This window comes from Vogesella alkaliphila, assembly GCF_014652475.1.
GTDB lineage: Bacteria > Pseudomonadota > Gammaproteobacteria > Burkholderiales > Chromobacteriaceae > Vogesella > Vogesella alkaliphila.
The window spans coordinates 86,452-101,902 of sequence record NZ_BMYW01000006.1; the positions used below are offsets into that span (position 1 = coordinate 86,452).

16 protein-coding genes are annotated in these 15,451 nt (G+C 65.3%); 11 read left to right on the forward strand and 5 right to left on the reverse strand.

Annotated features, from left to right (window positions below):
• Positions 1-25: 25 nt before the first annotated feature.
• The 5 genes from IE100_RS10325 to IE100_RS10345 are packed head-to-tail and all read right to left on the reverse strand — an operon-like array spanning position 26 to position 3,389.
• The gene (locus IE100_RS10325; RefSeq protein ID WP_229800328.1) at positions 26-517 is read right to left on the reverse strand and encodes a CvpA family protein; all 492 of its coding nucleotides are present in this window, start codon (positions 515-517) and stop codon (positions 26-28) included.
• Positions 514-1,281, reverse strand: coding sequence for an SPOR domain-containing protein (locus IE100_RS10330; protein ID WP_189374002.1), 768 nt, complete (start codon positions 1,279-1,281; stop codon positions 514-516). The genes IE100_RS10325 and IE100_RS10330 overlap by 4 nt, the downstream gene beginning before the upstream one ends.
• Positions 1,282-1,290: 9 nt before the next feature.
• On the reverse strand, positions 1,291-2,559 hold the full coding sequence (gene folC / locus IE100_RS10335; protein ID WP_189374003.1) for a bifunctional tetrahydrofolate synthase/dihydrofolate synthase: 1,269 nt from the start codon (positions 2,557-2,559) through the stop codon (positions 1,291-1,293).
• 6 nt (positions 2,560-2,565) lie between these two features.
• On the reverse strand, positions 2,566-3,015 hold the full coding sequence (locus IE100_RS10340) for a protein YgfX (protein WP_189374004.1): 450 nt from the start codon (positions 3,013-3,015) through the stop codon (positions 2,566-2,568).
• An 11-nt stretch (positions 3,016-3,026) separates the two neighbouring features.
• Positions 3,027-3,389, reverse strand: coding sequence for a hypothetical protein (locus tag IE100_RS10345; protein WP_189374005.1), 363 nt, complete (start codon positions 3,387-3,389; stop codon positions 3,027-3,029).
• Positions 3,390-3,533: 144 nt separating this feature from the next.
• Between IE100_RS10345 and IE100_RS10350 the strand changes: the two genes are divergently transcribed.
• The 11 genes from IE100_RS10350 to IE100_RS10400 all read left to right on the forward strand — a co-directional run bounded on the left by IE100_RS10350 (position 3,534) and on the right by IE100_RS10400 (position 15,423).
• Positions 3,534-5,450, forward strand: coding sequence for an ATP-binding cassette domain-containing protein (locus IE100_RS10350; RefSeq protein ID WP_189374006.1), 1,917 nt, complete (start codon positions 3,534-3,536; stop codon positions 5,448-5,450).
• A complete protein-coding gene (locus IE100_RS10355) occupies positions 5,447-5,956 on the forward strand; it encodes a C40 family peptidase (RefSeq protein ID WP_189374007.1) in 510 nt (169 codons plus the stop codon). The genes IE100_RS10350 and IE100_RS10355 overlap by 4 nt, the downstream gene beginning before the upstream one ends.
• Positions 5,957-5,961: 5 nt before the next feature.
• Positions 5,962-6,534 carry a hypothetical protein gene (locus IE100_RS10360; RefSeq protein ID WP_189374008.1) on the forward strand — a complete coding sequence of 191 codons (573 nt, stop codon included), beginning with the start codon at positions 5,962-5,964 and terminating at the stop codon, positions 6,532-6,534.
• A gap of 220 nt (positions 6,535-6,754) precedes the next feature.
• Entirely contained in the window at positions 6,755-7,219 is a 465-nt protein-coding gene (locus IE100_RS10365; protein WP_268245225.1) for a TRAP transporter small permease subunit, read from the forward strand.
• Positions 7,216-8,706 carry a TRAP transporter large permease gene (locus IE100_RS10370; RefSeq protein WP_189374010.1) on the forward strand — a complete coding sequence of 497 codons (1,491 nt, stop codon included), beginning with the start codon at positions 7,216-7,218 and terminating at the stop codon, positions 8,704-8,706. The genes IE100_RS10365 and IE100_RS10370 overlap by 4 nt, the downstream gene beginning before the upstream one ends.
• A 128-nt stretch (positions 8,707-8,834) precedes the next feature.
• Positions 8,835-9,923 (forward strand): TRAP transporter substrate-binding protein, encoded by a 1,089-nt coding sequence (locus IE100_RS10375; protein WP_189374011.1) that lies wholly within the window; start codon positions 8,835-8,837, stop codon positions 9,921-9,923.
• 100 nt (positions 9,924-10,023) lie between these two features.
• Positions 10,024-10,314 (forward strand): hypothetical protein, encoded by a 291-nt coding sequence (locus tag IE100_RS10380; protein ID WP_189374012.1) that lies wholly within the window; start codon positions 10,024-10,026, stop codon positions 10,312-10,314.
• 98 nt (positions 10,315-10,412) lie between these two features.
• The gene (gene dnaE / locus IE100_RS10385) at positions 10,413-13,862 is read left to right on the forward strand and encodes a DNA polymerase III subunit alpha (RefSeq protein ID WP_189374013.1); all 3,450 of its coding nucleotides are present in this window, start codon (positions 10,413-10,415) and stop codon (positions 13,860-13,862) included.
• 52 nt (positions 13,863-13,914) lie between these two features.
• Positions 13,915-14,235, forward strand: a complete 321-nt coding sequence (locus tag IE100_RS10390; RefSeq protein WP_189374014.1) for a hypothetical protein — start codon at positions 13,915-13,917, stop codon at positions 14,233-14,235.
• A gap of 67 nt (positions 14,236-14,302) precedes the next feature.
• Complete coding sequence (locus IE100_RS10395) at positions 14,303-14,524, forward strand: DUF1653 domain-containing protein (protein WP_189374015.1); 222 nt, start codon at positions 14,303-14,305, stop codon at positions 14,522-14,524.
• On the forward strand, positions 14,524-15,423 hold the full coding sequence (locus IE100_RS10400) for a histone deacetylase family protein (RefSeq protein WP_189374016.1): 900 nt from the start codon (positions 14,524-14,526) through the stop codon (positions 15,421-15,423). The genes IE100_RS10395 and IE100_RS10400 overlap by 1 nt, the downstream gene beginning before the upstream one ends.
• The last annotated feature ends 28 nt before the right edge of the window (positions 15,424-15,451 follow it).

Genomic DNA, 15,451 nt, shown 5'->3' on the forward strand with positions numbered 1-15,451 from the left:
CGCGCCGTCACCCCTCTTGGTACTGCTAAAAAAAGTGCACCGCCTGCGCCAGCGTATCCGGCAGCCACGGTCGGGCGGCCATCGCCACCGCTTCGAAAGGCTGCACCAGCAAGGCGTCGTGCCAAAAACCCTGTTGCGGCATGGTACTCATCCCTCCCAGCATCACCAGCACCGTGACCAGCAGCAGGCCACGGGCCAGGCCGAACACGACGCCAAGAAAACGGTTGACGCCCCCCAGACCGATCGCATCGATCAGCGCGGTCAGGGTGACACGAAACAGCGCGGTTGCCAGCCACGTCAGCAACAACAGCACGACGAAGGCGGCGATCAGCTGCAGGCCCTGGCCACCTACCGGCATGAAGCCGGCCAGATCGGGGGCGAAACTGCGCGCCACCCAGAACGCCAGCAGCCACGAACACAGCGACAGCAGTTCGGCGGCCAGGCCGCGGAACAGCGCCACAGCCATGGAACCAAAGATGATGGCAAGAATCAGCCAGTCAAGAGCCGTCAGCATCATTTGGTGACGATAATCCCCGACACGCCGGCCCTCTCCAGTTTACGCAACGCGGCATCGGCTTCGGCACGGCTGCCGAACGGACCGACACGCACCCGTGTCACCTCGCCCTTGCTGGTCTGCACCTTGCTGAAACGGGCGGCAACGCCGACGGCGGACAGGCGCTGCTTCAGCGCGCTGATCTTGTCCGCATCGGACAGCGCGGCCAACTGCACCTGGTATTTTTCGGCCGTCGCCGAGCTAGCGGCTGCGCGCGGCGCTTCCGCCTCGCGCCCTTCCAGAATCGCGGCCGGATCCGGTGCCGGCTTCTTCTGTGCGACGACAGGCTCAGGCTTCTTGTCGGTCGGTTTCGGCTCGGTCGGTTTCGGCTCGACCGGCTTGGGCACGACCGGTTTCGGCTCCACAGGCGGTGCCACCGCAGCCTGAGCGGCAGGCGCTACGACTGGCGCCACGACCTGCGGGCGGCTGGCTTCGGCGGCGGGCAACGGTGCCAGCACGCTGTCTTCCGGCGGCAGCGTGGCGAGGATGTCGGTTTCCTGCGGCGCCGAGGCCGCCACGGGCGGCGGCGCGACAGAGGCCTGCGTCGGGGCCGAGGCCGGCAGGCCGGAGATCTCGACCTGTTCCGGCTTCATTTCCTGCTCCGGCAGCGCGTCCAGCACATTCCACAACACGGTAGTGGCCACCAGCACCAGCACGATGGCGCCGACCAGGCGGCGACGCGCCCGTTTGCGCAGCATCAGCAGTTCATCGTGTGCAGAAAGAGACATCTGGCGTCCTCAGGCGTGAGTGGATTTCGCGGCCATCACTTCGGCGACGGTATGGAAGGATCCGAAGACCACGATTCTATCATTCTCCCCTGCCGCCGATAAAGCCGCGTGCCACGCCTCGGCGACGCTGGCGAACGGTTTCACCTTGGCCACGCCCTGCGCATGCAGCTGGCTTGTCAATGCCGCGGCAGTTTGGCCACGCGGCATATCCAGACCACCGACGAACCACTCGTCGAACTCGTCCTTCAGCGCCGCCACCACCGCCGGCAGGTCCTTGTCGGACAGCATCGAGAACACGGCAAAGCGGTTCTGCGCGTAGGCCATGCGTTTCAGGCTGTCGGCCAGCGCGCGGGCGGCGTGCGGATTGTGGCCGACGTCGAGTATGGTCAGCGGCCGCCCTGGCAGCACCTGGAAACGACCCGGCCAGTCTACCTCCAGCAGGCCGCGCTTGATGGCGCCGATGCCGACCGGCAGCAGCGGACGCAATCCTTCCAGCGCCGCCAGTGCCGCCGCGGCGTTGATCATCTGGTACTCGCCGCGCAGCGCCGGCACCGGCAAGGCGTGGCGGTGCACCTCGCCCATGTGGAACGACCACTGGTGGTCGAGACGGGTGATGCCGAAATCCTTGCCCACCAGCTTGAGATCGGCGCCAAGGTTGGCCGCATGCTGCAGCAGGCTTTGCGGCGGATTGGGGTCGGCACAGATCGCCAGCTTGCCGGGGCGGAAGATGCCCGCCTTCTCGAAGCCGACCAGCTCGCGGGTGTCGCCAAGATAACTCTGGTGGTCGAGATCGACGCTGACCACCACCGACACCTCCGGTTCGAAGATGTTGACCGCGTCGAGACGGCCGCCGAGGCCGACTTCCAGCACCGCGACATCGACCTGCTCGTCGATGAAGGTGTGCATCGCCGCCAGGGTACCGAACTCGAAATAGGTCAGCGTGGTGTCGCCCCGCGCCGCCTCGATGGCGGCAAAGCTCTGCACGATGCGCTCGTCGCTGACCGGCTGCATGTTGATGGCGACGCGCTCGTTGTAGCGCAGAATGTGCGGCGAGGAGTAGGTGCCGACCTTGAAGCCGGCGCGCTCCAGTATGGTGGACAGCATGGCGCAGACCGAGCCCTTGCCGTTGGTGCCGCCGACCAGCACCACCGGGAACGTTGGCCGCAAGCCCATCGCGTCGCGCACCGCGCTGACCCGTGCCAGGCCCATGTCGATGGTGGCGGGATGGATCGATTCCAGGTGGGAGAGCCAGTCGTTCAGGGTGTCAAAACTTGCCATGCTTGATTACATCCGTTCGGTTTCAGGGTTGCCGGCACCGCGGCACCAGCGCACATAGACGCGCAACGCGCGGTGGGTGTCGGTTGGCACCGCGTCCGGCCAGACCAGCAGTTTGTGGCGGCGGCCGTTGTCGTCGCTCACGCACAGCACCACCAGCAGCGGCAACGCGACACTGGCCGGCAGCAGGCTGACGCGACAGGCCCGGCCGCCCTGCTGCAGCTGCAGCACGCCGCGCATGTCGACGGCAAAGCCGTCAAAGGTTGGCCGCAACATGCCGCTCTGGCGCAGCACCTGCCAGGCAAAGCCCGCGGCCGCCAGCGACACCAGCAGCGCGAGGTCGCGCTCCAGAAAGGACAGTGCCGCCAGCAGCATGAGCAGCGCCACGCTCACCAGTACGACGGCGATGCGTGACGGCGCCAGCGTGGCGGCAATGGGGCTGACGCGGCTAGCGTGCATCGCGGCGGCGGTCAGTCTTCGTCGACGTCGACCGGGGAATTCATGATGTCGGCGTCGACGGTGTCCAGCAGCGTGGAGTGCACCTCGACGTCGAACCACTCCCAGAAGGTTTTCAGCGAGCGGTCCTGCGGCCACAGCGACTCATCCTCGTACCACGACGACAGCTCGATGCGGAACAGCTTGTCGAACATCTCGTCGATGTGGCTGATCGCCTCTTCCGGCTCGTCGAATTCGGGCAAAAGGATCACCGTGCAGTCGGCACGCAGCGCGTCCAGCGACAATTCGATCATGTCGTTGTCCGGTACGGCATTCAGCCACGCCAGAAACGGGGCCTTGGGCTTGATAACGGCGACGGAGCGATCAACAAAGTACATGGCAAATCCTTTCGCATTGACCTGCAGCGCAGGTCTTCGGTTGGCGCGCATTGTAACAGCGACCGCCCCCGAGGCGAAGGGCGATGCAGCCACATGCTACAATCCGCCCCATTGCAATAAGAAGACAGCCTCCCGCATACCATCATGGCCCTGATTACCGTAGAAAAAGCCTGCCTCGCCTTTGGTCACCACGCCCTGCTCGACAAAGTGGATTTCTCGCTGGAACCCGGCGAAGTCGTCGGCCTGATCGGCCGCAACGGCGCCGGCAAGTCGTCGCTGCTGAAGGCGATTGCCGGCAGCATCAAGCTCGACGACGGCCGCATCAACCAGCAGGGTGACCTCAAGGTCGCCAACGTACCGCAGGAGCCACTGTTCAGCGAGGGCCACACCGTGTTCGAGGCGGTGGCCGAGGGGCTGGGCGAGCTGCAGCAGCTACTCACCGACTACCACCACATCACCCAGCAGCTGTCCGACCCGGCGGCCAACCATGAACAGGTGATGGCGCGCATGACCCACATCCAGCAGGAGCTGGAGGCGCGGGACGGCTGGCAGTTCGACGCGCTGATCAGCACCACGCTGTCACACCTCGGCCTCGACCCGGACACGCTGGTCAGCGACCTGTCCGGTGGCTGGAAGAAACGCGTGGCGCTGGCGCGCGCGCTGGCCTCGCGCCCGGACGTGCTGCTGCTGGACGAACCGACCAACCACCTGGACATGAGCGCCATCGAGTGGCTGGAAGGGCTGATGAAGAGCTTCAGCGGCAGCGTGCTCTTGATCACCCACGACCGCCGCTTCCTCGACAACGTCGCCACCCGCATCATCGAGCTGGATCGCGGCATCCTGCGCAGCTATCCCGGCAGCTTCAGCGCCTACCAGGTGCGCAAGGCGGAAGAACTGGCGATCGAAGAAGAACAGAACCGCCTGTTCGACAAGTTCCACGCCCAGGAAGAGGTGTGGATCCGCAAGGGCATCGAGGCGCGCCGCACCCGCAACGAAGGCCGCGTGCGCCGTCTGGAACAGATCCGCCGCGAACGCGCCGCCCGTCGCGAACGCGTCGGCCAGGTCAACTTCCAGCTCGACGCCGGCGAACGCTCCGGCAAGCTGGTGGCCGAACTGGAGCACGTCAGCAAGGGCTTTGACGGCAAGCAACTGATCAAGGACTTCACCACCCGCATCCTGCGCGGCGACAAGATCGGGCTGATCGGCCCCAACGGTGCCGGCAAGACCACCCTGCTGAAGCTGATCCTGGGCGAGCTGGAAGCCGACAGCGGCAGCATCAAGCGCGGCACCAAGCTGGAAGTCGCCTACTTCGACCAGTTCCGCACCCAGCTGGACGAGGACACCAGCGTCGCCGACATCATCAGCCAGGGCAACGACTTCGTCGAAATCGGTGGCCAGAAGAAGCACGTGATGAGCTATCTGGAAGACTTCCTGTTCTCGCCGCAGCGCGCGCGCAGCCCGGTGAAGTCGCTGTCCGGCGGCGAGCGCAACCGCCTGCTGCTGGCCCGCTTGTTCACCCGCCCGGCCAACGTGCTGGTGCTGGACGAACCGACCAACGACCTCGACATCGACACGCTGGAGCTGCTGGAAGAACTGATCGAACAGTACAGCGGTACCGTGTTCCTGGTCAGCCACGACCGCGCCTTCCTCGACAACGTGGTGACGCAGGTGATCGCCTTCGAGGGCAACGGCAGGCTGGAAGAGTATCCGGGCGGCTACCAGGACTGGCTCGACACCAAGGCGCGCATGGCGGCGCTGAAGCAGGAGGCACCGCGCAAGGAGGCTGCGGCCAACGTCGAAGCCGCCAAGAGCGAGCGCGACCGCAGCAACCGCACGCAAAAACTGAGCTTTAATGAAAAGCGCGAGCTGGAACGGCTGCCGGCGGAAATCGCGACGCTGGAAGGCGAACAGGCCGAGCTGAACCAGAAGCTGCTGGACCCGAACGTGTACCGTGACGCGCCGCAGGACGCGCGCCAGTGGCAGGCGCGCATTGAGGAGATCGAACTGCTGCTGCTGGAAAAACTCGAACGCTGGGAAACCCTGGAGAGCAAACAGTCATGACCCGCCGCTGGCCCGCCCTCTTGCTACTCGTCCTGCTGGCGGGCTGCGCCAGCGCTCCCTCGAAAACCGCGGTCAAGCCCAAACCGCGCCCGCCGGCAGCGGCCAACCTGTCGGCGCTCAAGGCCGACGGCGTCAGTCGCGAAATCCTGCTCTACACCCTGAGCCTGCTCGACATCGACTACCAGTTCGGCGGCAGCAACCCGGAGGCCGGCCTCGACTGCAGCGGCATGGTGGCCTACATCTACCAGCACGCCGCCGGCATCAGGCTGCCGCACAATGCGGCGCAGATCGCGGCGCTGGCGCGGCCGATCGCCAACCACCAGCTGCAGGTCGGCGACCTGGTGTTCTTCAACACCATGAACCGGCCGTTCTCGCACATGGGGCTCTATATCGGCGACGGCAAGTTCGTGCACGCGCCGCGCAGCAACAGCGTGATCCGCGTCGACCGGCTGGACAACCGCTACTTCGCCAGCCGCTTCGAGGGTGCGCGCACCCTGTTCGGCTGAACCTCATGAGCACCGCGCCCTGGCGGCAACGCTGGCAGCAGTGGCAGTCGCTGCGCCCGAAACTGCACCGCGACGGCGCCTCGCTGCCGGCGGCACTGCTGTTGAGCAGCCTGCAACGGCAGCTCGACGGCCCACAACTGCGGGTAGTCGCCCTGCAGTTGCAGCCGGAGGAAAGCGTGCTGGAACTGGATATACAACAGCCGCTGCGCGCCCGCCTGCAATTATTCTTCCACTTCGGCGAGCTCGACTGGCCCAAGCGTACCCTGCTGATCCACTACCGGCTGCAGGGCACGCCGCACGACAGCGGCCTGATCCGGCGCGCGCTCGGCACCCTGCTGCTGACGGCGCTGGACGCCGGCCTCGGCAGCCCTCTGCTGCAAAGGTTGGCCGCAGAGCTGGCTTTCCTCGACATCCAGCCGCAACACATCGTTGTCCATCTCGACCAACTGCCACCGTTTGCCCGCTGGCAGGAACAGTCATTCCCCGGCAAATCCCTCGCCCGCCACCTGCAACTGAAGTCCATCACCACCCCGCCCGGCCACCTGCGCCTGACCCTGGGCTGGCACAAGCAAGGGTAATCCCCTATGTCATGCCGCTTTGCAAGGGCAAATGACTATGCTCTTATAGGCACACACCGCTAGACGGTGGCGGCGTTGGAGAGCGTCGCAAAAAACAAGGCCATAGAGCCTCACAACACATTAGGAGATAACAGTGCAATTGCTGCTTGCCTTGTCACGTCTTATCGACGCGATCAACGCACGCATCGGTCAGGCTGCGTCTTGGCTTGTCCTGGTGGTCGTGCTTATCAGCGCGGGTAACGCTGTGGTGCGCAAACTGTTCAACATCAGTTCGAACGGCTTGCTGGAAATCCAGTGGTACCTGTTTTCTGCCATCTTCCTGCTGGCAGCCGCCTACACCCTGCAAAAGAACGAACACATCCGCATCGACCTGCTGGTCGGCAAGCTGTCCGCGCGCGGACAGGCCATCGTCGACATTGTCGGCACCCTGCTGTTCCTGATGCCGGTCTGCTACCTGCTGATCAGCTTCGGCTGGCCGATGTTCCTCGACGCCTGGCATAGCGGCGAGATGTCGTCCGACGCCGGCGGCCTGGTGCGCTGGCCGGTCTTCCTGCTGATCCCGACCGGTTTTGCGCTGCTGATGGCGCAGGGTCTGTCCGAGCTGATCAAGCGCGTTGCCTTCCTGCAGGGCCTGATTCCGAATCCGGCCATCAAGTCCAACGATCCGCACAAGGAGCCGGTATGAGTCTCGATCTGATGGCCCCGATCATGTTCGTATCGCTGATCTTCTTCCTGCTGATCGGCTACCCGGTTGCCTTTGCCCTGTCCGCCGTCGGTCTGCTGTTCAGCTGGATCGGCATCCACTTCGATCTGTTGCGCCCCGAGCTGTTGCAGGCTCTGCCCAATCAGGTCTACGACATCATGCGCAACGACACGCTGCTGGCGATCCCGTTCTTCACCTTCATGGGGCTGATCCTAGAGCGCTCCGGCCTGGCGGAGGACATGCTGGACACCATCGGCCAGCTGTTCGGCACCATGCGCGGCGGCATCGCCTACGCGGTGATCTTCGTCGGCGCACTACTAGCCGCCACCACCGGCGTGGTGGCCGCCTCGGTGATATCGATGGGGCTGATCTCGCTGCCGATCATGCTGCGCTACGGCTACGACACCCGCATCGCCACCGGCGTCATCGCCGCCTCCGGCACGCTGGCGCAGATCATCCCGCCGTCGCTGGTGCTGATCGTGCTGGCCGACCAGCTGGGCACCTCGGTCGGCGACATGTACGCCGGCGCCATGCTGCCCGGCCTGCTGCTGTGCGCGTTCTACGCCGTGTTCATCTTCATGGTGTCGATGGTGAAACCGCAGTGGGTACCGGCGCTGCCACCGGAGGCCCGCACCCTGCGTGGCGCGGCACTGGGCAAGCGCGTGGTGCTGGTGATGATTCCGCCGCTGCTGCTGATTTTCCTGGTGCTGGGCACCATCTTCCTCGGCATTGCCACCCCGACCGAGGGCGGCGCCATGGGCGCGGTCGGCGCCATCATCCTGGCGATGATGAACCGCCGTCTGGACATGTCGCTGCTGAAGCAGGCGATGGACTCCACCGTCAAGCTGTCCACCTTCGTGGTGTTCATCCTGATCGGCGCCCGCGTGTTCCGCATCGCCTTCCTCGGCGTTGACGGCGACAAGTGGGTCGAGCACCTGCTCACCAGCCTGCCCGGCGGCGCCACCGGCTTCCTGATTGCCGTCAACATCATGGTGTTCTTCCTGGCCTTCTTCCTCGACTTCTTCGAGATCGCCTTCATCCTGGTGCCGTTGCTGGCGCCGGTGGCTCAGAGCCTGGACATCAACCTGGTGTGGTTTGGCGTCATCCTGGCGGTGAACATGCAGACCTCGTTCATGCACCCGCCGTTTGGCTTCGCGCTGTTCTACCTGCGCAGCGTGGCACCGAAGGAAGTGAAGAGCACGCAGATCTACTGGGGCGCGGTGCCCTACGTGGTGATGCAGCTGATCATGGTCGGCACCCTGATCGCCTTCCCGGGGCTGGTCACCGGCTCGCTGCACGCCGAGGTGAAGACCAACGCCGACGATGCGGCGTCGATCATGCAACAGATGGAGGCAGCACCGAGCAGCGACCTGCCGCAGGGCATCGAGATCCCGGCCGGCGACGCCTCCGCCGCCGACGGCGACAGCCAGCAATCGGATGCGCTGCTCAAGGAACTGACTGGCCAATAAGCGGCAAGCGAGGCATCATGCCGATGGCAATATGTCTCGCTCGCCAAACCGTAAGCGCACTACACAACATCCTCTGGCGGCATGTATCGCCCGGGACACACAGCAAGCACAACACAAAGGAGATCACGGTGGAAAGACGTTCGTTTCTGAAGAAAGCCGGCGCGGCCGGCCTGGTAGGCGCCGGCGTATCGGCACCGGTACTGGCCGCCGAAGGCCCGACCATTCGCTGGCGCCTGGCATCCAGCTTCCCGAAAAGCCTGGATACCATCTACGGCGGCGCCGAGCAGCTGTCCAAGCGCGTGGCCGAGCTGACCGGCGGCAAGTTCCAGATCCGCGCCTTCCCGGGCGGCGAGATCGTGCCCGGCACCCAGGTGCTGGATGCGGTGCAGAACGGCACCGTCGAATGCGGCCACACCTGCGGCTACTACTATGTCGGCAAGAACAAGACCTTCGCCTTCGACACCACCATGCCGTTCGGCCTGACCTCGCGCCAGCAGAACGCCTGGCTGTACTACGGCGGCGGCCTGAAGTTGCTGCGCGAATTCTACGCCAAGTACAACATCGTCAACTTCCCGGGCGGCAACACCGGCACCCAGATGGGCGGCTGGTTCCGCAAGGAAGTGAAGTCGCTGGCCGACCTCAAGGGCCTGAAGATGCGCATCCCGGGCTTCGGCGGCGAGATCATGGCCAAGCTGGGCGCGGTACCGCAGACCCTGGCCGGTGGCGACATCTACCCGGCGCTGGAAAAAGGCACCATCGACGCGACCGAGTGGGTCGGCCCCTACGACGACGAGAAGCTCGGCTTCTACAAGGTGGCCCAGCACTACTACTACCCGGGCTTCTGGGAACCGGGTCCCAACATCTCCTTCTACGTTTCCAAGAAAGAATGGGACAAGCTGCCGGCCGAGTACAAGGCCGCCTTCGAAGCAGCCGCGGCCGAAGCCAACCTCAGCATGCAGGCCGAGTATGACGCCAAGAACCCGGTGGCACTGGTCAGCCTGCTGCAGAAAGGCACCAAGCTGCACCAGTATCCGGCCGACGTGATGAAGGCCGCCCAAAAGGCCGCCTTCGAACTGTACGAGCAGGAGGCCGCCAAGAACCCGGACTTCCGCAAGATCTACACCGAGTGGAAGAAATTCCGCACCCTGCAGCACGGCTGGTCCAACCTTGCCGAAAGCAAGATGGAAAACTTCATGTACGCCAACCGCGTCAAGTAAGGCGCCAGCTACCGCAAAAACCGCGCGTCATGCGCGGTTTTTGCTTTTTGCGGTGGCGGCCGCTAGGCTGAAATGAGGCAACCACCGGGGTCACACCATCATGCGTCAAGCCATCCTGCTGTTCTGGCCGTCCTTCATCATCGCCGCGCTCGCCACCGCCCTGTTCTTCTCTATCTTCGACCCGCAGGAGCTGACGCTGCACGGCGCGCAGCTGTTCGCCGACAAGCTGTCGGCCTACTCGGTCTTTTTCCTGATCGCCTGGGGTTTTGGTGCGCTCAACACCAGCATCGTGCTGCTGCTGGAAAAATCCGCCCGCCAGATCAACGGCTTCCAGCCACCTCGGGTGGACCCCGACGCCTACCCCGACGATCCGCCGCAGCTGCGGCCGTGAACCGCCACTCGGCGCACCGTACCGGATGACGCAAAACGGTGCGCCACGCGCCGGCATCAGGGCATGACGCCCGTGCCCTGCCCCGCTACAATGGCGCGATGAACTCACCGCGCTTCGTCCACCTCCGCCTCCATTCCGAATTCTCCATCAGCGACGGCATCGTGCGCCTTGATGACGCGGTCAAACGCGCCGTCAAGGATGGCATGCCGGCACTGGGCATGTCGGACCTGATGAACATCTTCGGCATGGTCAAGTTTTACAAGACCTGCCGCAACAAGGGCATCAAGCCCATCGTATCCTGCGACATCTGGCTGGAAAACGAGGACGATCGAGACAAGCCGTTCCGCTTGATGCTGATGGTGAAAAACCGCGCCGGCTACGGCCGCCTGTCCGAGCTGCTGGCCGCCGCCTACACCGGCAACCAGTACCGCGGTCGCGCCGAGATCAAGCGCGAATGGCTGGAGCAAGGCGACAACAGCAACCTGCTGTGCCTGTCCGGCGCCCATCTGGGCGACATCGGCGTGTCGTTCAGCAACGGCAACCCCGACGAGGCCCGCGCCCGCGCCGAGTACTGGGCGCGCCTGTTCCCCGGCGGCTTCTACCTTGAATTGCAGCGCCTGGACAACCAGCAGGTCGAGAACATCGTGCAGTCCACGCTGTGGCTGGCCGGCGAGACCGGGTTACCGGTGGTCGCCACCCATCCGATCCAGTTCATGGACCCGGACGACTTCAAGGCGCACGAGGCGCGGGTGTGCATCGCCGAGGGTTACACCCTGTCCGACAAGCGGCGGCCGAAGAGCTTTGCCGAGTGCCAGTACTTCCTGTCCACCGACGAGATGCTGGCACGCTTTGCCGACATTCCGGAGGCGCTGGCGAACAGCGTCGAGATCGCCCGCCGCTGCAACATCAACGTACAGCTGGGCAAGAACTACCTGCCGGACTTCCCGACGCCGGAAGGCATGACGCTGGACGACTATCTGGTACACCTGTCGCGCGAAGGGCTGGAAAAACGGCTGGAAAAACTGTTCCCCGATCCGGAAGTCCGCGCCGCCCGGCGCCCGGAGTACGACGCCCGCCTGGAAATCGAGTGCAAGACCATCATCGACATGGGCTTCCCCGGCTACTTCCTGATCGTGGCCGACTTCATCATCTGGGCCAAGAACAACGGCTGCCCGGTGGGACCGGGCCGCGGCTCCGGTGCCGGCTCGCTGGTCGCCTACAGCCTCGGCATCACCGACATCGACCCGCTGGCCTACGCCCTGCTGTTCGAGCGCTTCCTGAACCCGGAACGGGTGTCGATGCCCGACTTCGACATCGACTTCTGCCAGGACAACCGCTACCGCGTGATCGAGTACGTGCGCCAGGCCTACGGCGCCGAGGCCGTGTCGCAGATCGCCACCTTCGGCACCATGGCGGCCAAGGCGGTGGTGCGCGACGTTGGCCGCGTGCTGGACCTGCCCTACATGTTCTGCGACGGCGTGTCCAAGCTGATCCCGGCGGCGCCGGGCAAGCAGTATTCGCTGGACGACGCGGTGGAGATGGAGCCAGTGCTGAAGCAGCGGCTGGAGAACGAGGAAGAACTGCGCGAGCTGTGGGAACTGGCGAAGAAGCTGGAAGGCATGACCCGCAACATCGGCATGCACGCCGGCGGCGTATTGATCGCGCCGGGCAAGCTGACCGACTTCTGCCCGCTGTACCAGGCGGCCGGCGACGACACCGTACCGGTGTCGATGTACGACAAGGACGACGTGGAGCAGATCGGGCTGGTGAAGTTCGACTTCCTCGGCCTGCGCAACCTGACGATCATCGACCTGGCGGTGCGCTACATCAAGGCACTGGACCCGAGCTTCACCACCGACATCAACCTGCTGGAGTTCACCGACCCGGCCGCCTACAAGGTGCTGCAACAGGCCAACACCACCGGCGTGTTCCAGCTGGAATCGGACGGCATGAAGCGGCTGCTGGAAAAGCTGAAGCCCGACCGTTTCGAAGACATCATTGCGGTGCTGGCGCTGTACCGCCCCGGCCCGCTCGGCTCCGGCATGGTGGACGACTTCATCCTGCGCAAGGCCGGCAAGCAGGAGGTCGACTACTACCACCCCGACCTGCAGGCCTGTCTCGATCCGACCTACGGCGTGATCGTGTACCAGGAACAGGTGATGCAGATCTCGCAGATCATCGGCGGCTACACCCTGGGTGGCGCCGACATGCTGCGCCGCGCGATGGGCAAGAAGAAGCCGGAAGAGATGGCGGAACACCGCGGCAAGATCGCCGAGGGTGCCAAGCTCAAGGGCTACGATCCGAAGCTCGCGGAAATGCTGTTCGACCTGATGGCCAAGTTCGCCGAGTACGGCTTCAACAAGTCGCACACCGCCGCCTACGCGGTGGTGTCGTACCAGACCGCGTGGCTGAAGGCGCACCACACCGCCGCCTTCATGGCCGCCACCATGTCGTCGGAACTGGACAACACCGACCAGCTGAAGATCTTTTACGACGACAGTATCGACGGCAAGAACGGGCTCAAATTCCTGCCGCCCGACGTCAACCACAGCTTCTACCGCTTCGTACCGGTCGACCGCAAGCACATCCGCTACGCGCTGGGCGCGGTCAAGGGCACCGGCGAATCGGCGGTCGATCACATCGTCGCGGTGCGCAACGCCAGCGGGCCGTTTACCAGCCTGTTCGACTTCTGCCAGCGCACCGACAAGAAACTGGTCAACAAGCGGGTGATCGAGTCGCTGATCCGCGCCGGCGCCTTCGATAGCATCGACCCCAACCGCGCCAGGCTGTTCGCCAACGTCGGCCTGGCGATGACCGCCGCCGACCAGGCTGCGGCCAACGTCAACCAGGGCGGGCTGTTCGACATGTTCGACGACGACATCGCCCCGCCGGTGGAGATGGTGGACTGCAAGCCGTGGACGCCGGCGGTGCAGCTGGCGGAAGAAAAGATCGCCATCGGCTACTACCTGTCCGGTCACCCGTTCACCGCCTACGAAAAAGAGGTGCGCGGCTTCATCAAGACGCCGCTGAACCGTCTCAGCCCCAAGCGCGAACCACAGCTCTTGGCCGGCTTCGTCACCGGCATCCGCACCAAGGTCGGCAACCGCGGCAAGATGGCCTTCGTGCAGCTGGACGACGGCACCGCCAAGATCGAGGTCAGCCTGTTTGCCGAGGCGGTGGACGCCAACCGCACCCGGCTGAAGGACGACGTGGTGCTGGTGGTGGAGGGCAAGGTCAGCGAGGACAAGTTCTCCGGCGGCCTGCGCATCATCGCCGACAACGTGTACGAGCTGGGCGAGGCGCGCAGCCGCTACGCGCGCAGCCTGGCGGTGCAGATGGACCAGCGCCACGACGTCACCACCCTGCGCAACATCCTGACGCCGTACCGCAGCGAGGACGCCGGCTGCCCGGTACGCATCAGTTACAACAACGGCCAGGCGCGCGGCGACCTGATGCTGCCGCCGGAGTGGGGCGTGCGCCTCGACGACGGCCTGCTGCTGACGCTGCAGGACTGGCTGGGCGAACAGACCGTCAAGGTCCTCTGGTAAGCACGGCGCGTGCGGCCAACGTTGGCCGCACGCCGTCACCAAGGAGCATGCCATGCTGCGTATTGCCACCCTGTTGCTGCTGTGCAGCCTGCCGGCACTGGGCAACGAGCTGTTCATCGGCACCGTCACCCGCCACGGCACGCAACTGGTGCTCACCCGCTGCGACGCTGCCAAGACCCGCTACCTGCTGGTCGATGCGGCAGACAACCGCCAGCCGGTGATCCCCACCTTGCTTGGCGCCGGACTCGCCCCGCAGCGACCGACCTATCTCGCGCTGTTTGCCAGGTACGATGCGCGCCAGGGCCGGGACTACCTGGTCGTCAGCGCGGTCAAACACCTGGAGCAGGGGCGCAGCTGCCACCTGCCGGACTAAAGTGGCAACGACAGTCCTTGCGGCCAACCTTGCCCCCCTTTGTCACCCACTTGCCACCGGAGCCACCATGCCCACCACCGTCGTACCCGGCACCTACCGCCACTACAAGGACAAGCTGTACCAGGTCATCGGCGTCGCCACCCACTCCGAAAGCGGCGAGCAACTGGTGGTGTACCGCCCGCTGTACGGCGCAGGCGGGCTGTGGGTACGACCACTGGTGATGTTCTGCGAAACGGTCACCGTCGATGGCCGCAGCGTGCCGCGCTTCGCCCTGCTGCAGGCCGACTGATGCAGATCTACCGCACCGACCAGTTCCCGCTGCCGCTGCCCGCCGGCCACCGCTTTCCGGCCGAGAAGTACGCGCTACTGGCCCGTGCGGTCGAGGCCGTCGCCGCCGGACACATGGCCACCGCGCCGGCGGCGACGCCGGCCGAGCTGGCGCTGGCCCACGATGCCGGCTACATCCACGCCATGTTCGACGGCAGCGTCGCCCCGGCGATCATGCGCGAGATCGGCCTGCCGTGGAGCACGGCACTGGTCGAACGCAGCGCCCGCTCCACCGGTGCCACCATCGCCGCGGCGCGCTCGGCGCTGCTGCACGGCCACGGCATCAATCTGGCCGGCGGCACCCATCACGCCAACCGCCAGCAGGGCAGCGGCTTCTGCGTGTTCAACGATGTCGCGGTCGCCATCCGCGTGCTGCAACAGGAAGGCCGCATCCGCCGTGCGGCGGTGATCGATCTCGACGTGCATCAGGGCAACGGCACCGCCGCCATCTTCGCCGGCGACGCCTCGGTGTTCACGCTGTCGCTGCACGGCGCCAAAAACTTCCCGTTCCGCCGCAGTGCGTCGACGCTGGACGTCGAGCTGGCCGACGACTGCGGCGACGACGCCTATCTCGCGGCCCTGACGCCGGCACTGGCAGCGCTTGCGGCCAACTTTGCGCCGGACATCGTGTTCTACCTTGCCGGCGCCGACCCGTACCGGGGCGACCGCCTCGGCCGGCTATGCCTCAGCATGGACGGGCTACAGGCACGCGACGCGCAGGTGCTGGCCCTGTGCGAGGCACGGCAGTGGCCGCTGGCGGTGGTGATGGCCGGCGGCTACGCGGTGCCGATCAGCGACACCGTCGCCATCCACCTCCAGACCGTGCGCGCGGTACTGGCCTGTCGCCATGGCCACCGCTAAGAGCCCCCCCTGATCCTGTGTTGCGCCT